Annotated in this window: 21 protein-coding genes; 16 read left to right on the top strand and 5 right to left on the bottom strand. The window is 65.7% G+C overall.

The genetic code is table 11. The features are described 5' to 3' along the window. Window positions 1–112 precede the first annotated feature (112 nt). Genes ABJO18_RS17215 through ABJO18_RS17205 form a run of 3 tightly spaced genes read right to left on the bottom strand, consistent with a single transcriptional unit; the run spans window position 113 to window position 2378 of the window. Window positions 113–1303: a cupin domain-containing protein gene (locus ABJO18_RS17215; RefSeq protein ID WP_348506408.1), complete on the bottom strand. Its 1191-nt coding sequence runs from the start codon at window positions 1301–1303 to the stop codon at window positions 113–115. Window positions 1304–1363: 60 nt separating this feature from the next. Next, on the bottom strand, window positions 1364–1912 hold the full coding sequence (locus tag ABJO18_RS17210; RefSeq protein ID WP_348506410.1) for a hypothetical protein: 549 nt from the start codon (window positions 1910–1912) through the stop codon (window positions 1364–1366). Between the two features lie 16 nt (window positions 1913–1928). Next, window positions 1929–2378, bottom strand: coding sequence for a hypothetical protein (locus ABJO18_RS17205; RefSeq protein ID WP_348506412.1), 450 nt, complete (start codon window positions 2376–2378; stop codon window positions 1929–1931). Window positions 2379–2783: 405 nt separating this feature from the next. Between ABJO18_RS17205 and ruvC the strand changes: the two genes are divergently transcribed. The 4 genes from ruvC to ruvB are packed head-to-tail and all read left to right on the top strand — an operon-like array spanning window position 2784 to window position 5782. Next, complete coding sequence (gene ruvC, locus ABJO18_RS17200) at window positions 2784–3284, top strand: crossover junction endodeoxyribonuclease RuvC (RefSeq protein WP_271186307.1); 501 nt, start codon at window positions 2784–2786, stop codon at window positions 3282–3284. Beyond that, window positions 3281–3931 (top strand): Holliday junction branch migration protein RuvA, encoded by a 651-nt coding sequence (ruvA, locus tag ABJO18_RS17195; protein WP_348506414.1) that lies wholly within the window; start codon window positions 3281–3283, stop codon window positions 3929–3931. Before ruvC ends, ruvA begins: the two co-directional genes overlap by 4 nt. Then, entirely contained in the window at window positions 3931–4734 is an 804-nt protein-coding gene (locus ABJO18_RS17190) for an MBL fold metallo-hydrolase (protein ID WP_348506418.1), read from the top strand. The genes ruvA and ABJO18_RS17190 overlap by 1 nt, the downstream gene beginning before the upstream one ends. Further along, entirely contained in the window at window positions 4727–5782 is a 1056-nt protein-coding gene (ruvB, locus tag ABJO18_RS17185; RefSeq protein WP_348516027.1) for a Holliday junction branch migration DNA helicase RuvB, read from the top strand. Before ABJO18_RS17190 ends, ruvB begins: the two co-directional genes overlap by 8 nt. A 12-nt stretch (window positions 5783–5794) precedes the next feature. On the opposite strand, the gene ABJO18_RS17180 is transcribed toward ruvB, so the two are convergent. Continuing rightward, complete coding sequence (locus tag ABJO18_RS17180; RefSeq protein ID WP_348509376.1) at window positions 5795–7582, bottom strand: ATP-binding protein; 1788 nt, start codon at window positions 7580–7582, stop codon at window positions 5795–5797. An 80-nt stretch (window positions 7583–7662) separates the two neighbouring features. Here ABJO18_RS17180 and ybgC point away from each other — a divergent pair, with 80 nt between their 5' ends. From ybgC to ABJO18_RS17125, 11 genes are all read left to right on the top strand, one after another. Beyond that, window positions 7663–8136 carry a tol-pal system-associated acyl-CoA thioesterase gene (ybgC, locus tag ABJO18_RS17175; protein ID WP_348509375.1) on the top strand — a complete coding sequence of 158 codons (474 nt, stop codon included), beginning with the start codon at window positions 7663–7665 and terminating at the stop codon, window positions 8134–8136. Between the two features lie 102 nt (window positions 8137–8238). Beyond that, window positions 8239–8856, top strand: a complete 618-nt coding sequence (locus tag ABJO18_RS17170; RefSeq protein WP_348509374.1) for a nuclear transport factor 2 family protein — start codon at window positions 8239–8241, stop codon at window positions 8854–8856. A 163-nt stretch (window positions 8857–9019) separates the two neighbouring features. Next, window positions 9020–9688, top strand: coding sequence for a protein TolQ (gene tolQ / locus ABJO18_RS17165; RefSeq protein WP_348509373.1), 669 nt, complete (start codon window positions 9020–9022; stop codon window positions 9686–9688). A 3-nt stretch (window positions 9689–9691) separates the two neighbouring features. After that, window positions 9692–10126 carry a biopolymer transporter ExbD gene (locus ABJO18_RS17160; RefSeq protein ID WP_271186314.1) on the top strand — a complete coding sequence of 145 codons (435 nt, stop codon included), beginning with the start codon at window positions 9692–9694 and terminating at the stop codon, window positions 10124–10126. Window positions 10127–10137: 11 nt separating this feature from the next. Next, entirely contained in the window at window positions 10138–10983 is an 846-nt protein-coding gene (locus ABJO18_RS17155) for a hypothetical protein (protein ID WP_348509372.1), read from the top strand. A 24-nt stretch (window positions 10984–11007) separates the two neighbouring features. Next, on the top strand, window positions 11008–12363 hold the full coding sequence (gene tolB / locus ABJO18_RS17150) for a Tol-Pal system beta propeller repeat protein TolB (protein WP_348509371.1): 1356 nt from the start codon (window positions 11008–11010) through the stop codon (window positions 12361–12363). A gap of 131 nt (window positions 12364–12494) precedes the next feature. Further along, window positions 12495–13019 (top strand): peptidoglycan-associated lipoprotein Pal, encoded by a 525-nt coding sequence (pal, locus tag ABJO18_RS17145; RefSeq protein ID WP_348509370.1) that lies wholly within the window; start codon window positions 12495–12497, stop codon window positions 13017–13019. Window positions 13020–13145: 126 nt separating this feature from the next. After that, entirely contained in the window at window positions 13146–14090 is a 945-nt protein-coding gene (gene ybgF, locus ABJO18_RS17140) for a tol-pal system protein YbgF (protein ID WP_348509369.1), read from the top strand. A 6-nt stretch (window positions 14091–14096) separates the two neighbouring features. Next, window positions 14097–15425 (top strand): tRNA lysidine(34) synthetase TilS, encoded by a 1329-nt coding sequence (gene tilS, locus ABJO18_RS17135; RefSeq protein ID WP_348509368.1) that lies wholly within the window; start codon window positions 14097–14099, stop codon window positions 15423–15425. Between the two features lie 132 nt (window positions 15426–15557). After that, window positions 15558–17471, top strand: coding sequence for an ATP-dependent zinc metalloprotease FtsH (ftsH, locus tag ABJO18_RS17130; protein ID WP_348509367.1), 1914 nt, complete (start codon window positions 15558–15560; stop codon window positions 17469–17471). Window positions 17472–17592: 121 nt separating this feature from the next. Beyond that, on the top strand, window positions 17593–18093 hold the full coding sequence (locus tag ABJO18_RS17125; RefSeq protein WP_348509366.1) for a hypothetical protein: 501 nt from the start codon (window positions 17593–17595) through the stop codon (window positions 18091–18093). A gap of 338 nt (window positions 18094–18431) precedes the next feature. Here ABJO18_RS17125 and cueR read toward each other — a convergent pair whose 3' ends face one another. Beyond that, window positions 18432–18815 (bottom strand): Cu(I)-responsive transcriptional regulator, encoded by a 384-nt coding sequence (cueR, locus tag ABJO18_RS17120; protein ID WP_348509365.1) that lies wholly within the window; start codon window positions 18813–18815, stop codon window positions 18432–18434. Between the two features lie 77 nt (window positions 18816–18892). On the opposite strand from cueR, the gene ABJO18_RS17115 reads away from it, so the two are divergent. Further along, the gene (locus tag ABJO18_RS17115; RefSeq protein ID WP_348509364.1) at window positions 18893–19339 is read left to right on the top strand and encodes a DUF4396 domain-containing protein; all 447 of its coding nucleotides are present in this window, start codon (window positions 18893–18895) and stop codon (window positions 19337–19339) included. The last annotated feature ends 29 nt before the right edge of the window (window positions 19340–19368 follow it).

The following is a 19368-nucleotide window of genomic DNA, read 5'->3' as shown; positions in this document are numbered from 1 at the left end:
TCACAGGAATCGCACGTCCCGACAGTCGCGGTCCGTGCGCAGGGGGCGCATGTAGAGTTAGAGCTGTATCCCCTGCAAGGCGAACTCCGGTACTGAATTATGACCAGAGGTGTCAGACAGCGTCCGGGACGATCAGGCCGAAGGCGTGCAGCTTGCCCAGCGCGTCGCGCGCGGCATCCGGATCCAGGCCGGAAAATGTCTCCAGCGAAATCGTTCCGCCATCCAGCAGGGTGTGCAGGCCCGGCTCGGCCGCCGCCGGGAAGCGCACCTCTCCGCCCGCCGTCACGATCACGACATCATCGCCGTCGCCAGCCAGGCGCCAGGGTACGAAGGGGCGAAGGCGGAAGTTGCGTCCCGGTTCGGACGGCGCGGCGAAGCCGGAAATCGTGCCGCGGACATCGGGCATGCGCGAGCGGATGAAGCTGTCGGCAAACAGGTCCATCGCCTCGTCCAGCCTGGCCTCGCTGGCCAGGGTTTCAGCCAGGCTGGCGAAATGGGCCTGGGCTTCGGCGCGATCGAAGTCCGGGCGGGCATAGCCGACGGGAAGGGAGCGGCGAAAAGCGGGGTGACGCAGCGCCACTTCGGACACCGCTTCCAGCATCAGATCGGCCCAGGTCTTTACGATCAGTCCGAGTGTAATGTGCAGGGAGGGCTCGTCGCCATGGGTCGAGGCGTCGTGCATCAGACCGCGCGGGACATAGGCGCATTCACCGGCCTTCAGGACAAATTCCTCCACCGGTTCTCCGACCTTGTGATCGTCCGGGCGGAAGCTTTCGCCGCGATAGGGATTCTCGACGGGCGTGTCGTAGAGGCGCCAGTACTTCTCGCCGGAGACCTGCAGCACGAAGACGTCATGGTCGTCGTAATGCGTGCGGAAGCCCTGATTGTGCGGTGGCGTGAGATAGATATTGGTCTGCACATGGCAGGAGAGCAACGCCTCCATCGCCCGGCAGAACTCGCCGAGCACCGGATCGCTCATGTGGAGTTGCGGCAGAATGATCGTCGCGCCGCGGCGATACTGGTCGGCCACACCGCCCGGGTCGATATAGCCGGTCTCGAACGTGAAGTCCTCCGGCTGCACGGGCGGTTCGGAACGCGCCATGTCCAGCGATCCGGCACGAAGGTCGCGTGAGGCAATCATCGCGTCGATACGCTCGATGGACAGCAGACCTTCATAGCGCGCCGGTTCATCGCGATGGACGATCAGCGCCTTGCGCTCATGATACTCACGAAAAAAGGTTTCGGCGTCGAACGGAGCAATGAGGCTGGCGATCGGGTCGTCCAGCCAGGCAGGTCGGGACATGGGGAAGGGCTCGCTGTCTGGTGCGATCAAGGGCGCGGGTGTCTTGTGGAGCGTCGGGGGTCAGCAATACCGGCCATTGCCGACAGGGTCGGCATAGTTGCCGGTGTCGCTGTCGGTGCAGCCGGAATTGTAGCCGCCACGGCCATTGCCCGGCGGATCGGCATACCGTCCCGAATCGCTGTCCGTGATTCCCGAGCCATAGCCGCCACGGCCCCGGCCGACCGGGTCGGCATAACTGCCGGTGTCACTGTCGGTCACGCCGGTACTGCCACGTCCGGCACCCGGCGGATCGGCATAATTGCCGGTATCGCTATCGGTCACGCCGCCGCCGCGCCCTCGTCCGACCGGATCCGCATAGCGCCCGGTATCGCGGTCGGTGATGCCCCCGCCGCGTCCCTGACCTGCGGGGTCAGCGTATCGGCCGGTATCGCTGTCGGTGATGCCGCCGCCGCGGTGGCCGCGGCCGCCACCAACGGGGTCATAGGGGTCGCTGTCGGTATAGCCGGTCGTTGCGCAGCCCGTGATCGTACCGACAGCGCCGACGGAAACCGCCGCGCCCGCAACACGGGTCAGAAAGGAGCGCCGGCTGAGTTTACCGCGCTTGGCCATGGTTCAGGTCCTCCGATCAGTAACCGGGACGGCCGCGTCCCACGGAGTCGGCGCAAGAACCGGTGTCGCTGTCGGTCGTGCCGTTACGCACCGGACCGCGCCCGCGTCCGCCCGGGTCGGCGCAGGATCCGCTGTCGGCATCGGTCCAGCTGTTGCCGGACGAGCCGCGACCATTGCCGGCCGGGTCGGCGTAGGTGCCTGTGTCGCTGTCGGTGATGCCCGATGTGCGCGAGCCGCCGCGGCCATAGCCCGCGCGGTCTGCATTCGGTCCGGTATCGCTGTCGGTCAGGCCGGTGCGGCCATAGCCGGCACGGTCGGCATAGCTGCCGGTGTCGCTGTCCGTACGGCCGGTATAGTTCTGGGCCTGTGCGCCACCCGTCACGATCGAGGCGGCGCCTGTCATTGCTGCAGCACCGGCGACGCGCGCCAGGAATGAACGGCGGCTCAGCTTTCCTTTTTTGGCCATGTCGGCTCCCCTGCCTTTTGCGGTCCCTCCCCAGGGGCCGCCCTGTCCCTCTGTCCGCCTGCGCGGAGCTGATGTGTCGACGAAACCGAAGTCCTGCCAAACAAAGGCCGGGTGTTCGTCCCGTCTGCTCATCATTATCGCAATCGCCACACAGACTGTCCTGCGTGCGCAATGCGATCACTCAATCTTCCTCCGCCACGTTGATCTGGTCAAACGAAATGCGCCAATTATTTTTCTATATAAATCAGGAATTTATCAGCTTTAATGAGAACGCATCGCAAAATAATTGCTATTAATTTTCACTCGCGATCATTTGTGCGTCTCATTTGCAGATCGTGCGGCTTGCGTTCACGGCTTGTTCCGGTTTGCCGGATGGTGCTAAGTCTGGTGCGAACAGGGGGCGGAATGTCAGCAGCGGTCACTATTCTCGGTATCGATCCCGGATTGCGCCGGATGGGATGGGGCATCATCCGTGCGGACGGCACGCGGCTGAGCGCGGTCGCGCACGGTGTCGTGACACCGCCGACCGAGGCGGCGCTCTCGGTGCGGCTCGATCACATTTTCCAGGCCGTGACAGATCTTGTCGCCGAGTACCGGCCGGATGAATCGGCGATCGAGGAAGCCTTCATGGCGGCAAACGCGGCGTCGGCGCTGAAGCTGGGTCATGCCCGGGCTGCGGCACTGCTCGCACCGGCTCGCGCGGGGCTACCGGTCAGCGAGTATGCGGCGCGGCTCGTGAAGAAGAGCGTCGTGGGAACCGGCGGGGCCGGCAAGGATCAGGTGGCGGCGATGGTCGGTGTGCTCCTGCCGGGCACGAAAGCAAAGGCCGATGCGGCCGACGCGCTGGCGGTCGCCATCTGTCACGCCCATCATCGCAAGGCCGCCAGCATCGGGAGCGCAGCATGATCGGCATGCTCAAGGGTATCGTCGAGGCCGTCGGCGCCGACGAAGCGGTGATCGACGTCAACGGCGTGGGCTATCTGGTGGGCTGCGCCTCGCGCACGCTCTCCCGGCTCGAGCCGGGCCAGCAAGTCACGCTGCACATTGAAACCCATGTCCGCGAAGACGCCTTCCGTCTGTTCGGCTTCCTTGAGGATATCGAGCGGGCCTGGTTCGTTCACCTGCAGAATATCCAGGGCGTCGGGGCCAAGGCGGCCTTTGCGATCCTCGACACGGTTCCGGTCTCCGAGATCGCCAATGCCGCGGCGCTGGGCGACAAGTCGACCTTTGCCCGCGCAAAGGGTGTCGGGCCGAAACTGGCGACGCGTATTGCGACCGAGCTGAAGGACAAGGCGCCGCCGCAGGGGCGCAGCTTCTCGATCGGACTGGCGCCGCACGCACCGGAAACGGGGGCAGCAGGCGGGGCCGCGCCGGACAAGCCGGTGAAGCCCGTCAATGGCGCCTCGCGCGAGGACGCGGTCTCGGCCCTGACCAATCTGGGCTATCATGAGAGCCTCGCCCGTCAGGCTGTCGCCACCGTTCTGCGGGACAAGGGTGAGGAGGCATCGCTGAATGACGTCATTCGCCTCTCGCTGAAGGAGCTGGCGCCGTGATGCATTCCGCAGCCCTCTCAACCATGCTTGCGGGCGTCCTGCTGGCACAGACCGGCGTCGACGATCCCGTCGAGATCCGGCTAGTCGCCAACATGGGCGTGCTCGTCAGCCAGGGCGAAAGCAAGGTGCTGATCGATGCGCTGTTCGCCGACGTCGAACGGGGCGTGTTCCGCGAACCATCGGCGCAGGACCGGGATGCCATTCTCAACGGAACGGGTGCGTTCGAGGGCGTGGATGCCTTGCTGGTTACGCACCGGCATGCCGATCATTTCAATGCAGACGAAGTCGGCGCGCTGTTGCGGGGGCCTGCGCCGATACCCGTACTGGGACCCGATCAGGTCCGTGCCGAACTCCGGGCGTCGAGCGCCGATGCGGACTGGATCGCTGAACCCGCTCCCGGCGAAGCCGCCGATAGTCTGGCGCGCTTGTGCGGCGATGACGCAGAGTGCGGATTCTCCATCGAGGCGCGACCGCTCTTTCACAATCACACGGACGAAAATCTCAGTTACGCGGTCACCTTTGGCGGAACCACGATCCTGCATCTCGGCGACGCTGACCCGCGGTATGCTGATTTTTCGGTCTGGGACGATGTCGGTATCGATGTGGTCCTGCATAACTTCTGGTTTGCGGACTCCGAGGCCGGCCGGACCGTGCTTCAGGAGCGTTGGGCCGAGGCGCGGCACATCGCACTGCATGTACCGGCGGTGATTGATCGGGAGCAGGCCATCGCCAAATTCGGCGAGGGGCATGTCCTCGTGGACCCCGGAGAGCGGATCACGATAAACCCGGGCGATCATGACTGACGCCCCAGAAACCTCCGGCGCAGACCGCCTTGTCGACCAGAGCCCGCAGACCGGCGATGGACGGGACCGCGCGCTGCGCCCGCTCAGCTTCTCCGACTTCGTCGGCCAGAAGGCGGCGATCGCCAATCTCAAGGTCTTCGTCGAAGCGGCCCGCCGCCGCGAGGAGGCGCTGGACCATGTCCTGCTGTCCGGCCCGCCCGGTCTTGGCAAGACGACGTTGGCCCAGATCGTGGCGCGGGAGATGGGGGTTGGCTTCCGGGCGACCTCGGGGCCGGTCATTGCCAAGGCCGGCGATCTCGCCGCCATCCTGACCAATCTGGAACCGCGCGACGTTCTCTTCATCGACGAGATTCACCGGCTTGCCCCCGCGGTCGAGGAAATCCTCTACCCCGCCATGGAGGACTTCTGTCTTGATCTCGTGATCGGCGAGGGGCCTTCAGCCCGCACGGTCCGGATCGAACTGCCGCCCTTCACGCTGGTCGGCGCGACCACGCGGGCCGGCCTGCTGGCGACGCCGCTGCGTGACCGGTTCGGTGTGCCCGTGCGGCTGGAATTCTACGACGAGGCCGAACTCGGTTTCATCGTTTCCCGTGCAGCCAGCAAGTTCGGTATCGACGCGACGCCGGACGGGGCTCGCGAGATCGCGCGCCGGGCCCGCGGCACGCCGCGCGTGGCCGGCCGTCTGCTACGCCGGGTTCGGGACTTCGCGGAGGCCGAGGGGGCAACCGAGATATCGGCGCCGGTCGCCGACCGGGCACTGAAACGCCTGGAAGTCGATGCGCTGGGGCTGGACAGTCTGGACCGCCGCTATCTCAAGGCACTGACCGAGAGCTTTGGCGGGGGACCCGTCGGGGTCGAAACGCTCGCCGCAGCACTCGCCGAAGCGCGCGATGCGCTGGAAGACGTGGTCGAGCCCTTCCTCATCCAGCAGGGCTTTATCCAGCGCACGCCACGCGGGCGTCTGGCGGCCGCGCGTGCATGGGAACATCTGGGGCTGGCGCCGCCGCAGAGCGGCAACACGGGTCAGACCGGCCTGTTCGGCAAGTAGACCGCAGTCCCGTCAGGCGCTGTGTCTTAACTCAGCCGGTGAGACGGCGTTATGTGTATGCTGGCCGAGGACTTCCAGCAGGGCTTCCCGCGAAATCGGCTTTGCGATCACGCCGGTCATTCCTGCGGATACATACTCATTGACATGGGCCTGCATCACATTGGCCGTCACGGCATAGACCGGTACCGGTGTGCGTCCTGCAGCCGCTTCCCGTTCGCGCAGCTGCCGGGTTGCGGTGATCCCGTCGAGAACGGGCATCTGGGAGTCCATCAGGACCAGATCGAAATCGCCGTTTGCGAGTGCGTCGAGGGCCTGCTGGCCGTCCTCCACCATCACGAGAGTCTCGGTAACATCGGCCAGCAGGGCTTTCAGCACCATGCGGTTGGTCAGATTGTCGTCCGCTGCAAGTACGCGCAGGCGCCGGCCGCGCAGGGCGGTGTCGCACAGGACTGACGGGCAGCCGCAATCCAGCACGGGCGCCGCCGTGTCGGCCGGATCCACACGCAGCCGGACACTGAAGGTCGAGCCGGCGCCCGGTGTGCTGTCGACCTCGATCTCGCCGCTCATCAGTTCGCACAGACGCCGGCAGATCGCCAGTCCAAGCCCCGTGCCGCCGAAAGTACGCGCCGTTCCCGGCTCGGCCTGGGTGAAGGGCTGGAAGAGGCGTTCAACCTCCGGCGCGGCGATGCCGATCCCGGTGTCGCGCACGGTGATCCGGATGTCCCGGTCCGGCGAGCCGGGAGCGCGCTCGCAGTCGATTTCGACGCGAACTTCGCCCTCGGCGGTGAACTTGATGGCGTTGGATACCAGATTGTTCAGGATCTGGCTGATCCGCACCGGGTCTCCGATCAGGTCCTCCTGGGCCCCCTCGCTCAGCGCGATGGAGAAACCGACCCCCTTTTCCCGGGCCGCCGGGCCGTAGAGCGCTTCCACGGTTCCCGCGACATCGGCGAGATTGAAACGGGTGGCCTCGATCTCCAGCTTGCCGGCTTCGATCTTCGACAGATCCAGCACATCATTGACCAGGCGCAGCAACAGCCGGCCGGACCGCGCCAGGGTTTCGGCCTGACGCTTGTGTGCTTCGGGGATGTCGGCCTGTTCCAGTGCTTGCGCCATGCCGAGCACCGCATTCATGGGCGTGCGGATTTCGTGGCTCATGCCGGCCAGGAAATCCGACTTGGCGCGATTGGCAGCGTTGGCGCTCTGACGCGCCCGGTCGAGCGCGCGTCCGGCGCCTTCCAGCTCGTGCTGGAAGACGGACGCAGCGATGCCGACGCCAAGTGTCAGGATGAACAGGACAATCGTGATCCATCCGACCTGATAGGCCGAAATGAGACCGAGGAACGGATTCTCGATCGCGCCTCCGAAAAAGTAGAAGCCGAGCATGGTCAGACAGCACAGGCCGGCCGTGATCAGGCCGGCGCGATGTCCGATCAGGAATGCCGCGGGAACAGGCAGCCCCACAAAATAGATGGCTGCCGGATGATACATGCCGCCGATCGTGCCGATCATGCCTGCAACAAGACCATAAAGGACAATGCAGAGGGCAATTCCGGCCGGCTTGACCAGCCGGGGATCGCGCGCGATCACCGGAATGCTTATAGCGCTCAGGGGGATGACGAGGCCGGCGATTGCCTGGACCGGATAGGTATGGATGTTGGCCGACAGATTGAGGGCGCCGGCAATGCCGCCAAGGACAGCGACCGTGATCGCCATGATGTTGAGCATCCGCTCGCGCGCCGCGCGCAGGATGTCACCGTCGCGGACCGGCGGCCATGCCAGTTCCCACAGCTTTCTCATGACATCCGGCCCCCTTGCCGACTATCCCTGTCTCGTCCCGTTGCGCATTCTGGCGGCAGGACGCTGAAAATGGATTAACGATGACAGACTTGATGCCCGCCTCCGGCAGTTTCGGGCCGGACCGCATTCACCGGCTGCCGGTGCGCGTGTATTACGAGGACACGGATTTCTCCGGCATCGTCTACCATGCACGGTATCTGCACTTCTTCGAGCGCGGGCGTACGGAAAGCCTGCGCGCCATCGGTATTCACCACTCCGAACTGGCCGCTGCAGACGAGCCGCTCGCCTTCGCGGTCCGGCGGATGAATGTCGAATTCGAAAAGGCGGCACGGGTGGATGACGTTCTTGTCGTGGAGACGCTTTATCGGCCGCAGAAGGGCGCGCGCCTGATGATCGACCAGAGGATCCGCCGCGGTCAGGAAACGATCGCCGGTGCGCAGGTGCAGGCGGTCTGCATTGACGGGACAGGCCGGGCCAAGCGGCCGCCGCGGTCGATGGCGGAGCGTTGGGCGTCATTTGTCCTCCCGGCAGACGCGGACTGGCCGGCGGTTTGAATTCCTTCGTTTCCGCAGGGGCTTGCCGCAAAGCAACATCGGTGGTTACCCTTGGGCAAAAGGGAGCCTCGGTTGGACGAAGGACAGGACAAACAGGCAGACATGTCTGGTCGCCCGCCCAATTTCGGCTTTTCCGTCACCCGCGTTCTGCAGGACGGGCCGGATACTTTCGTGAAAGCCGTTCATGAGCCGGAAGGCGGTGCCGAGGCCTGGCTGACGATGAGCCTGATCCGGACCGATGACAGCGGTCTGATGTCGGTGCGCCGGCAGATTTCCGTAAGTCCGGTCTGTGAGGAGCGGATTGTTTCGTCGATGGCAGCCTATGCCATTCCGAACGGGCCGCCCGAGAATACCGAGACCAGCCGGACCCAGGTGCGCGGGTTTATCGACGCCGTGATGGCCGGTGCGGACCGGGCAACGCTCGAACCCTTTATCGATCGCGTCGCCTTCGATCTTCTGCGAACCGGGCCGAGCGGCGAGCGCGAAAGGCTGGATCAGCTCATTGCCCGGCGCGGACCGCGCGACGGTGTGCGCTATCACGGGATCGACGATCTGATCGCGGAAGGGGATTTCGTCGCGGTCTTTTCGTGTTTCGACGATGCGGGCCAGAATTTCAGAGCCTGCGATATGTTCCGTCTGGCAGACGGGATGATCGTGGAACACTGGGACGCGATCCAGCCGGTCGCCTCGCACACGGTGGCTCACAACGACGAGTCCTGATCGCCGTGCGGATGTGCTATCCCTCCCGAAATTCGCCTTATTCGCTGTGCATAGCGGGCCGGACCGCAGGACCGGGTAGCCGTCAGGCACTCAATATGCATGGTGTCATACCGGTTTAGTCTGGCCGCGTCGGAACGGAGCGGCCGATCCAGAGGGTAGGTTCATGGAATCGAGTGTCGTCGAGGTTGCGCAGGCCGTCGAAGGGTTCAGCTTCTATGCGCTCTTCATGCGCGCCGACTGGGTGGTGAAAAGCGTGATGGGCATTCTTGCCTTCATGTCCGTCTGGTCCTGGGCCATCGCCATCGACAAGGCCTTTCATTTGCGCGGTCTGCACGCCAAGGCGCGCCATTTCGAGCGCGAATTCTGGGCCGGCCGTTCGCTCGACGCGCTGACCGACCAGTTTGCAAAGAACCCCAAGGAACCCTTCTCGCGCGTTTTCGCGGCGGGGCTGCGTGAATGGAATGGCGACAATGCCGGCGGCCGTGTCTCGAAGGCAGCCGGTGCCGAAGCCGGCCGGCAGATGACGAATACCGAGGGCGGGCTGGGCATTCTGGCGACGATCGCCTCGGCGGCGCCCTTCATCGGCCTGTTCGGTACGGTCTGGGGCATCATGAACGCCTTCCGCTCGATTGCCGCCTCGCAGGACACCAATCTTGCCGTGGTTGCGCCCGGTATCGCCGAAGCCCTGTTCGCGACCGCGCTGGGCCTTCTGGCGGCCGTGCCGGCCGTGATTTTCTTCAACGCCCTGTCCGCCAATCTCGCCAAATACGGCGCCCGGCTGGACGGGTTCGTCGACGAGCTGTCGGCGCTGGCCGAGCGGGACGGGAACTAGATCATGGCCGTTTCCCTCGACAGCGGCGGATCCGGTCGCGGCCGTGCCCGCTGGAAGCCCAAGGCGGAGATCAACGTCACGCCCTTCGTCGATGTGATGCTGGTGCTGCTGATCGTCTTCATGATCACGGCACCGTTGCTGACCGTCGGCGTGCCGGTCGATCTGCCGGAAACCGAAGCGCGCAACCTGCCGTCGGGCGAGGAGCCGCTGACCATCACCATCACGGCCGAAGGCGGCATCTTCCTGCAGGAAACCGAAGTCGAGCTCGCAGAGCTGGCGCCGCGCCTGCGCGCCATTGCGGGTACCGGCTATGAGAGCCGCATCTATATCCGTGCCGACGATGGCGCGGCTTACGGTGAAGTTGCGCGCGTGATGGCGAACATCAACGCGGCCGGCTTCACCAATCTGGGCCTGGTGACGGACCCGATCGAGCGGTAGCGGAGCCATCCGTGCGAGGTCTTGTTCTCTCCCTCCTTGTACATGCCGGCATTCTGGCGGCGGGGCTGGTCTATCTGCCCCGTGCGGCGCAGGTGTTCGAGAACACGCCGATCGTGCCGATCGAACTGGTCACCGTGTCCGACGTGACCAATGTGCGCGCCGAGGCGCCCGAGCCGGAACCGGTGGAAGAGGAACCGGCCGAGGAGGAGACCGTCGAGGACGCGATCGAGACTCCGCCGCCCGCTCCGGAGCCTGAACCGGAGCCCGAGCCTGAACCGGAACCCATCGCTCCGGAACCCGAGGCTGAAGCCGAACCGGCGCCTGAGCCGGAACCGGTTGAAGAAGCCCCCGTTGAGGAAGAGCCCGAGCCGGAACCCGAGCCGCAGCCTGAACCGGAACCCGTGCGCCGTGAGCCGCCGCGGCCCGCCGAGCCGTCTCTGGAAGACATGCTGGGCAATATCGAGCGCCAGGTTGCCCAAAGCCGCGACCAGGGCACGCCCGACACCGGCGAGCGCCGTCGCTCGGCCGGTGATGGCGAGCGTATGACAGCAACGCTGCAGGATATGCTGCAAAGCCATCTGGCGCGCTGCTGGCGCAATTCGCTCGACGCGCCGGATCCGGACGAGCTGGCCGTGCGCATCGTGTTCAGCCTCGACCGCAATGGCGAGCTGACGAGCCCGCCGCGCCTGGTCGACCAGGCGCGCGTGCTCAACTCGCCCAACCCCTATCTCCGCGTCGCGGGCGAACGGGCCTTGCGGGCCGCGAACCAATGTGCGCCCTATCCGTTGCCTCCGGAGCATTATTCGCAATGGCGTCAAATTGAGGTCAATTTCGCGCCGTCCTTATACAGCCGCTGATCGATCAGACTGGAGTTTTGCCGCATGAGCCGACTAATCGCCGTCTTCACCGCCGCTCTCGCCAGCCTGGCGTTCGCGGGACTGGCTGTGGCCCAGGAGCCGCTGCGCGTCGATGTGACCCGCGGCAATCTCGATCCCCTGCCGATCGCGCTGCCGGACTTTGTCGGTTCGAGCGACGAAGCGGCCGCGCGTGGCGCGGATATCACCCGTGTGGTGACGAATGACCTGGCCTCTTCGGGTCTGTTCGCGCCGGTCGATCAGGCGGCCTATATCGAGGATATCGAGAATATCGATCTGCGCCCGCGCTTTTCCGACTGGCGGGTGATCGACGCATCGGCCCTCCTGGTCGGCAGTGTGACGATCCAGGAGGATGGCCGGCTGGTTGTCGCTTTCCGTCTCTGGGACACGCGTCTGGAAGAACAGCTGCTGGGCCTGCAATACCGCACGGCACCGGAAAACTGGCGCCGCGTGGCGCACCGCGTCGCCGACGAGGTCTATGAGCGCCTGACCGGTGAGGAAGGCTATTTCAATACGCGCATCGTTTATGTGTCCGAAGGCCGCGGCTCCGATGGCGAACCGCTGCGCCAGCTGGCCTGGATGGACCAGGACGGTGCCAACCCGTCCTTCCTGACCGACCGTTCCTACATGGCGCTCCTGCCGAACTATTCGCCAAACTCGCAGGAAATCACCTACGTCTCCTTCCTGGACGGGCAGGCGACGACCTATCTCTACGATCTCGAGACCGGCCGCCAGGAGGCGCTCTTCTCCTCGGCCATGCGCCAGGCAGGCCTCAATCCGGACGGGCAGAGCCTGTCGGCCCGTTTTTCGCCGGACGGCGAGCGGCTCGCTGTGTCGATCCAGGGGCGGTCGGGCCATGATGTCCACCTGTTCGACCTGCGCACGCGCAATCTCACCCAGCTGACCCAGCATCCGGCCGACGATGTGGAACCCTCCTTTGCGCCCGATGGCGAGCGGATCGTGTTCTCCTCGTCGCGCGGCGGCGGGTCCCAGCTCTACACCATGAATGTCAACGGCACGGATGTGCAGCGCATTACCTTCGGTGACGGCATCTACACGACACCGGTCTGGTCGCCGCGGGGCGATCTGATCGCCTTCACCAAGCAGAGCGGCGGGACCTTCTCGCTGGGTGTGGTGCGCGCTGACGGTTCGGGTATCGAGCGCATCCTGTTCGAGGGCTATTTCGTCGATACGCCGGCCTGGTCGCCGAACGGGCGTGTCCTGCTGTTCACGCGGGGGGAACCGCGCTCGGACGGTACGCGTTACGAAATCTGGAGTATCGATCTGGCGGGATTCAATCTGCGGCGGCTGGCAACGGGCGGAATGGCCTCCGACCCGGCGTGGTCGCCCTTGATCGAGTAATCGGTTTCCGCTTAACGTCTTCGCCGAGCGGCGCCAGTTGGGGGAGCCGCAGGCGCAAACCGTGTCACGCGTGTCGTGAAGAGAGTAGGCCAGTGCCCATTTCGGGGCTGGCCGGATGAGGGTGTAACATCATGAAAATCAAACTGCTTGCCATTGCAGCGCTGGGCGCTTTCGCGACCGCTTGCGCATCGACCCCGCCGGCGGACGATACCACGCCGGTCGAGCCGCCGCGCTCGGTCGAGCCGGCCGATACCGGGTCCAACCAGCCCGCCGGCCCGGTTCCGGGCACGCCGGAGCATTTCGTACAGGCTGCGGGCGACCGCGTCTTCTTCGACCTGGACCGCAATGATCTGACGGCTGAAGGCCGCGAGACCCTGCGCCGCCAGGCTGCCTGGCTTGCCAGCTATCCGGATGCCCGCATCCTGATCGCCGGCAATTGCGACGAGCGCGGCACGCGCGAGTACAACCTGGCTCTCGGCGCCCGTCGCGCCAATGCAGCCCGGTCCTATCTGGTCAGCCAGGGCGTCGATCCGTCCCGCATTTCCACGACCTCCTACGGCAAGGAACGTCCGAGCTGCACGCAGTCGGGCGAACGTTGCTGGGCGATCAACCGTAATGCGACCACCTCCATCGTCGGCAGCAGCTACACCAATTAGGTGACGCGCTGACCGCAAGCATTCCGGCGCCCGCGGCAGATCATGTCGCGGGCGTCTGCTTGTCCGGGGGCGGCAGACCGCACCGGACGCCGTAATTTTGCCGCGCTCGTCATTATGGTGCCTTCCATGATCAAGACACTCTGCCTGTCCGCCCTGTCTGCCGCCCTTCTGGTTGCGGCGCCCGCCCATTCCCAGTCCCGCCGCGAACTGGCCGAACGGCTCGATGCCGTTGAAGCCCGGATCGCCGAGGTCGAGACCTCGTCGATGGCCGGCGACCCGGTCGCCGAAACGCTCCTGCGCCGGCTCGACGAGCTGGACTACCAGATGCGCGAGCTGACCAGCGAAACCGAACGGCTGAACTTCGAGAACCGCCAGCTGCGCAGCCAGGTGGAAGCGTTGCAGGCCCAGCTCGACCGCCGCGGCCGCTCTACCGGCGGCTATGACGGCATGGATGGCGGTCCTGACGCTGCGGGCGCCGAGGGCGTCGACCGCGGCGATCTCGACGAAGACGCTGTTGCCTGGATGAGCGAAGGCCTGGACGAGGCCGGTCAAAGCGGCCGCGACATTGCCGTGGTCGATCCCGACGATCCCTATGCCGAGGCCCGTGCCGAAGCGACGGGCGTGCTGGGGGCTCCGTCGCGCCGTCCGGTTGACGAGCCGTCCAGCGACACGCGTGCACCTGCCGCGCCGGATCCGGAAACCCTCTATGGCGATGCCCGCGACAAGCTTCTGGAAGGCGATTTCGGTGGTGCCCAGGTCGATTTCGAGCAGTTCGTGAACGCCTATCCCGATCATGCCCGCACCGGCGAGGCCTGGTACTGGCTGGGCGAGACCTTCTTCGTGCGTTCCGACTTCACCGGCGCAGCCGACGCCTATATCGCGGCGCTGCGGACCGAGCCGAATGGCGAAAAGGCGCCTGACGCCCTGGTGCGTCTGGCCGCCTCGCTGAACGGTATGGGCCGGCGGGCGGATGCCTGCGGCACGCTGGAGCGGTTCGACAGCCAATTCCCCAACGCATCTGCGGCCTCGCGCGCCCGGGCCTCCCGCGAGGCGGTTCGCGCCGGCTGCTGATCCCGCATGGCGGGCGATCCGGCGGCGGCTGTCGGCGACTGGCTCGACCGGCATGCGCCGCCCGGGCCGCTGGCCATCGCCTGTTCCGGCGGCAGTGACTCGCTGGCCCTCCTGCTGGCGGCGAGCCGCTGGGCAGGGCGTGCCGGACGCACGCTTCACGTCCTGACGGTCGATCATGGCCTGCGCCGCGAAAGCGCCGGTGAGGCCGCCTTCGTCATCCGCCGCGCCGAAGCGCTGGGGCATGAAGCGCATTGTCTCGTCTGGACCGGACCCAAACCGGCCAGCGGCCTCCAGCAAGCTGCCCGCCAAGCCCGCCATCATCTTCTGGCCCGGGCCTGCAGGGATGCCGGGGCGAGGGGGCTCCTCCTCGCCCATACGCTCGACGACCAGATCGAGACCCTCGCCATGCGGCTTGCGGCCGGTGGCGGCTGGCGCGGGGCTGCGGCCATGCGCCCGGTGGCCCCGTCACCGGTCTGGCCGGACGGACGGGATGTCATTCTGTGCCGCCCGCTGCTCACGATGCGCCGGCAGGCGCTGAGAGACTGGCTGACCGGGCAGGGTGAGCGCTGGATCGACGATCCCTCCAATGCCGACACCCGCTACACGCGCGTACGCATCCGCCAGCATCTTGCGGCTCTGGAAGCTGCCAGTCTCGACATCCCCCGGCTGGCGCAGCTGGCGGGCGACCTTGCCGCCCTGCGCGATGCCGAACTGCGAACCGCGGCCCGTCTCGCGGCGCAAGCCTGCGAGCTTCTGCCCTGGGGCGGGATGAGGATCGATCCCGATGCCCTCAACGCAGCGGCACCGGTGATCCGCCGCGCCGTGCTGGAAGCCGCCGTGCTGGCCGTCTCCGGGCGGGAAAGCCTGCCGGGCCGGCACGCGATTGTCCGGCTGTCCACGGCGCTGGCCGCGGGAAAACGGGCGACAGCGGGCGGGGTCATGCTGGCGCCCTGGCAGGGCCGCACCTGGCTGGTGCGCGATCCGGGCGCCGTTACCGGCCGGGTCGACCGGCCGGGCATTGGCAGTCTCGACACCGACGGTGTCTGGGACGGCCGTTTCGCTGTCACGGGGCTGGGCGCCGGCCTCGACGCCGGACCTCTGGGCCGGACATATGATGGCCTTGATCGCCGTGATATACTCGACGCAATTCCCGGCTTTGCCCGGCCGGGCCTTCTGGCCGTGCGCGAAGGCGGGCGTGAAGAGGGTAACGTCGTCGCGCTGGCAGGCGTGCCGGGCAGCCAGGACAGCCGAGTGCAGATCGAGCCGCTGCAGGCGCACAGATTTTGCACCCGGCTTCTATCGGCCGCTCCGGCGGTATGGTTTGATACAGATTGACGCAGCGGCGGGTTACCCGGCCTTCAGGCTCCGGACCGATCGCGCTTTTCCACCGCGGCACCGGCTGGCAAGATGGCTCCGCAATGCCCATATATCGGTCGTGTACGGCCGAAACTTGAACGGAACTGACGCATGCAAATGAGAAATCTCGCGATCTGGGCCCTGGTCTTCGTGCTGCTGCTGGCGCTGTTCCAGCTGCTGCAGAATTCCTCCGACCCCGCGACGCCTTCCAGCGAGGTCACCTATTCGCAATTCCTCAACCGTGTGGAACGCGACGAGATTTCCCAGGCGACCATCCAGGGCGACACGATCCGGGCGCAGACCGCGACCGGACAGACGATCATCGCCACCCTGCCGCCGCAGGACAATGACACCGTCCGCATCCTGCGCGAGAACGATGTCGATATCCGCGTTCAGGAAGAGAACCGGGACGGCAATTTCCTGGTGACGATGCTGATCAACTGGTTCCCCTTCCTGCTGCTGATCGGGGTGTGGATCTTCTTCATGCGCCAGATGCAGGGCGGTGGACGCGGCGGCGCCATGGGCTTCGGAAAGTCCAAGGCGCGCCTTCTGACCGAGCATCACGGCCGCAAGACCTTCGACGATGTCGCCGGTGTCGATGAGGCGAAGGACGAGCTGCAGGAAGTCGTCGAATACCTGAAGGACCCGTCGAAATTCCAGCGCCTGGGCGGCAAGATTCCCAAAGGCGCGCTGCTGGTCGGCCCTCCGGGTACCGGTAAGACGCTGCTCGCCCGCGCTGTCGCCGGCGAAGCCAATGTGCCCTTCTTCACCATTTCCGGTTCGGACTTCGTGGAAATGTTCGTCGGTGTCGGCGCGTCCCGCGTGCGCGACATGTTCGAGCAGGCCAAGAAGAACGCGCCCTGCATCATCTTCATCGACGAGATCGACGCTGTCGGCCGTTCGCGTGGCGCCGGCCTGGGCGGTGGCAATGACGAGCGCGAGCAGACGCTGAACCAGCTCCTGGTCGAGATGGACGGGTTCGAGTCGAATGAGGGCATCATCCTGATCGCCGCGACCAACCGTCCCGACGTGCTGGATCCGGCGCTGCTGCGTCCGGGCCGTTTCGACCGCCAGGTCGTGGTGCCCAATCCGGACATCACCGGCCGCGAGAAGATCGTGAAAGTCCACATGCGCGACGTGCCGCTGGCTTCCGATGTGGATCCCAAGGTGATCGCGCGCGGTACGCCGGGCTTCTCCGGCGCCGACCTCGCCAATCTGGTGAACGAGGCCGCGCTGCTGGCTGCGCGCCGCAACAAGCGCCTTGTCTCCATGCAGGAATTCGAGGACGCCAAGGACAAGGTCATGATGGGGCCGGAACGCCGCTCCATGGTCATGTCCGAGAAGGAAAAGCAGCTCACTGCCTACCACGAGTCCGGTCACGCCATCGTGGCGCTGAACGTGCCGGCGGCCGACCCGGTCCACAAGGCGACGATCATTCCGCGCGGTCGCGCGCTGGGCATGGTCATGCAGTTGCCGGAAGGCGACAAGATGTCGATGACGCACGAGGAGATGACCTCGCGTCTCGCCATCATGATGGGCGGCCGCGTTGCCGAGGAAATGAAGTTCGGCAAGGAGAAAGTGACGTCCGGTGCGGCGTCCGACATCCAGCAGGCGACCCGTCTGGCCAAGGCCATGGTCACCCAGTGGGGCTTCTCCGACGAGCTGGGTCCGATCGACTATGCCGACAATCAGGGCGAGGTCTTCCTGGGCCAGCAGCTGGTACAGAGCAAGTCCGTCTCCGGCACCACGGCCCGCAAGATCGAGGAAGAGGTTCGCGGTCTGGTCCAGGCCGGCATGGATGAGGCGCGCCGCATCCTGACCGAGAAGCGCAAGGACTGGGAGACCCTGTCCGAAGGCCTGCTGGAGTACGAGACCCTCTCCGGTGCCGAGATCAACGACCTGCTGAACGGCAAGCCGCCGAGCCGCCCGGAAGACGATCCGACCCCGCCGCCGAGCGCGCCGACCAGCGCCGTGCCGACGACGGATGAAGGTCCGGAAACCGGACCGGAACCGCAGGGCGCCTGATCGCTACTGTGTGAACGAAAAACGGAAAGCCCGGCCCCGCAAGGTTCCGGGCTTTTTCTTGCCCGAACCGGGAAATCACGCATAAGTCGTTCACGGAATGGCTTCGACCGGAGGGCGCATCATGCGGATCGGTATTCTGGCAATCGGCGCGAGCGCATCGCTCCTGGCGGCATGTTCACATGTGGACGAACAAACGGCGGCGGCCGCGCCCGCTGTAATTCTCACCTCGTATGCTGTGGGCCTCGAGGCCCAGTTCGAGGGGGAGCGTCTGACCCGCCGGCACGAGACCGAATTCCGCACGGCAATCGGCAGCGACGAGGTCTTCTTCACCTTTTTCGAGGACGTGCCCGCAGGCTTTTTCGACTTGTCTGAGATGGACAGCGACGTGCAGCGGACACTGATGGTCGGCGTGCAGCCCTCGCTGCTGGAGACGGGTGAGGTTCTCTACCGCGTCCATCTCGCTTTCCAGGAGGACACCGGGGAGACCCCGTTCGGTCTTGCCGCCGCGCCGGAACTGCGTGTTGCCATGGGCGAGACCGCCACCGTGCATCTCGGGCAGGACGCTGGCGAGATCTACTCCACCTTCACGATCGATGTGAGTTCGCAGCCGGCGGTGGACTGACATCGCGCCAACGGCTCCGCACGCGCCGGGCGCCGGAGGTTCGGGCATTGCAGACGACCCGCCGGGGGTATCTGGTACTTGATATGGGCACGCGAAGTCCCGGAGGATCGTCTGCAACCCGGTGAAGCGGATTAAGCCGCGGGACGATCGCTTCCCGCGTCAGCGCCACCCGGTCCTGCCCGCCTGTGCACCGGCATCGCCGGACCGTGGAGGCAGTATAGGCGAGGCTGAGGGGGCGGGGATAAGATGCTGGATATCCCCGGGGTGCCGGGGTCCGGCCTTCGTGGGCGGCCCATTTTCGAACCGCAGAACCGGTTTCCACTTCTGCTGAAAATGCTTCAGGCCAGACGGTCGAGGATCGGACAGTCCGGCCGGTCGTCGCCGCGGCAGGCGGTGACCAGAAGGGCCAGCTCGTCACGCAGGGCGGCCAGCTGGCGCTGCTTCTCCTCGATCTCCTCGAGATGCGCCGCCGCTATGGCGCGGACATCGGCACTCGACCGGCTCTTGTCCTCGTACAGGCTCAGGAGCTCGCGGCATTCCTCGATGGAGAAGCCGAAATCGCGGGCGCGGCGCACGAAGGCGAGCTTGCGGACCGCCGCTTCGTCATAGCGCCGATAGCCGGTCTGCGTCCGGTCCGGCGCTTCGACCAAGCCGATATCAGCATAATAGCGCACGGTTTTCACGGGCAGTCCGGCGGCCCTGGCAGCGCTTCCGATATTCATGCGGCGATATCCTTGACTCTCCAGCTACAGGAAAGATTAGGTAGTGCGGCAGTTGATGTAAACCGGAGACCATCATCATGACTGCGACCTCCCTTGCCCGGCCGGGTTTCTGGCAACGCGCGCCCCTGTGGGGCCGGGCCTCGAAGAATACCGCCTGGTGCCTGCTGGGCTGTTCCATCGGCGATTTCGGCACGATCGCCTTCTTCCAGGCCACAGGCATTCCCTGGCCGACGATGGCGATCATGAGCCTGGCCATCGTCAACGGCCTGCTCACCTCCATCGCGCTGGAGACCTTCATCCTGTCGCGTCAGATGGCCCTGAAGACCGCGTTCCGGACCGCCATCGGCATGTCCTTCATCTCCATGATCGCCATGGAGGCGGTGATGAATTCGGTGGATGTTCTGCTGACCGGTGGCGCCAAGCTGACCTGGTGGGTGCTGCCCATCATGCTGCTGGCCGGCTTCCTGGCGCCCCTGCCCTATAATTACTGGCGCCTCGCCGCGCTGGGGAAGAGCTGCCACTAGAGCAGGATCGTTTCCTGCGGAAACGTCCC

Origin of the sequence: Maricaulis sp., from assembly GCF_039978735.1 — a bacterium.
Lineage (GTDB): Bacteria > Pseudomonadota > Alphaproteobacteria > Caulobacterales > Maricaulaceae > Maricaulis.
The sequence above is the reverse complement of the archived record's forward strand: the minus strand, read 5'-3'. Positions and strand labels throughout refer to the sequence as shown.

Bases quoted from the DNA above. Each gene is read 5' to 3' on its own strand.
- ybgF (WP_348509369.1), top strand. From the start codon at position 13,146: ATGATCAAGACACTCTGCCTGTCCGCCCTGTCTGCCGCCCTTCTGGTT.
- tilS (WP_348509368.1), top strand. From the start codon at position 14,097: ATGGCGGGCGATCCGGCGGCGGCTGTCGGCGACTGGCTCGACCGGCAT.
- ABJO18_RS17180 (WP_348509376.1), bottom strand. From the start codon at position 7,582: ATGAGAAAGCTGTGGGAACTGGCATGGCCGCCGGTCCGCGACGGTGAC.
- ABJO18_RS17190 (WP_348506418.1), top strand. From the start codon at position 3,931: ATGCATTCCGCAGCCCTCTCAACCATGCTTGCGGGCGTCCTGCTGGCA.
- cueR (WP_348509365.1), bottom strand. From the start codon at position 18,815: ATGAATATCGGAAGCGCTGCCAGGGCCGCCGGACTGCCCGTGAAAACC.
- ruvC (WP_271186307.1), top strand. From the start codon at position 2,784: ATGTCAGCAGCGGTCACTATTCTCGGTATCGATCCCGGATTGCGCCGG.
- ybgC (WP_348509375.1), top strand. From the start codon at position 7,663: ATGACAGACTTGATGCCCGCCTCCGGCAGTTTCGGGCCGGACCGCATT.
- pal (WP_348509370.1), top strand. From the start codon at position 12,495: ATGAAAATCAAACTGCTTGCCATTGCAGCGCTGGGCGCTTTCGCGACC.
- ABJO18_RS17205 (WP_348506412.1), bottom strand. From the start codon at position 2,378: ATGGCCAAAAAAGGAAAGCTGAGCCGCCGTTCATTCCTGGCGCGCGTC.
- tolQ (WP_348509373.1), top strand. From the start codon at position 9,020: ATGGAATCGAGTGTCGTCGAGGTTGCGCAGGCCGTCGAAGGGTTCAGC.
- ftsH (WP_348509367.1), top strand. From the start codon at position 15,558: ATGCAAATGAGAAATCTCGCGATCTGGGCCCTGGTCTTCGTGCTGCTG.
- ruvA (WP_348506414.1), top strand. From the start codon at position 3,281: ATGATCGGCATGCTCAAGGGTATCGTCGAGGCCGTCGGCGCCGACGAA.
- tolB (WP_348509371.1), top strand. From the start codon at position 11,008: ATGAGCCGACTAATCGCCGTCTTCACCGCCGCTCTCGCCAGCCTGGCG.
- ABJO18_RS17215 (WP_348506408.1), bottom strand. From the start codon at position 1,303: ATGTCCCGACCTGCCTGGCTGGACGACCCGATCGCCAGCCTCATTGCT.
- ABJO18_RS17160 (WP_271186314.1), top strand. From the start codon at position 9,692: ATGGCCGTTTCCCTCGACAGCGGCGGATCCGGTCGCGGCCGTGCCCGC.
- ABJO18_RS17210 (WP_348506410.1), bottom strand. From the start codon at position 1,912: ATGGCCAAGCGCGGTAAACTCAGCCGGCGCTCCTTTCTGACCCGTGTT.
- ABJO18_RS17170 (WP_348509374.1), top strand. From the start codon at position 8,239: ATGTCTGGTCGCCCGCCCAATTTCGGCTTTTCCGTCACCCGCGTTCTG.
- ABJO18_RS17125 (WP_348509366.1), top strand. From the start codon at position 17,593: ATGCGGATCGGTATTCTGGCAATCGGCGCGAGCGCATCGCTCCTGGCG.
- ABJO18_RS17115 (WP_348509364.1), top strand. From the start codon at position 18,893: ATGACTGCGACCTCCCTTGCCCGGCCGGGTTTCTGGCAACGCGCGCCC.
- ruvB (WP_348516027.1), top strand. From the start codon at position 4,727: ATGACTGACGCCCCAGAAACCTCCGGCGCAGACCGCCTTGTCGACCAG.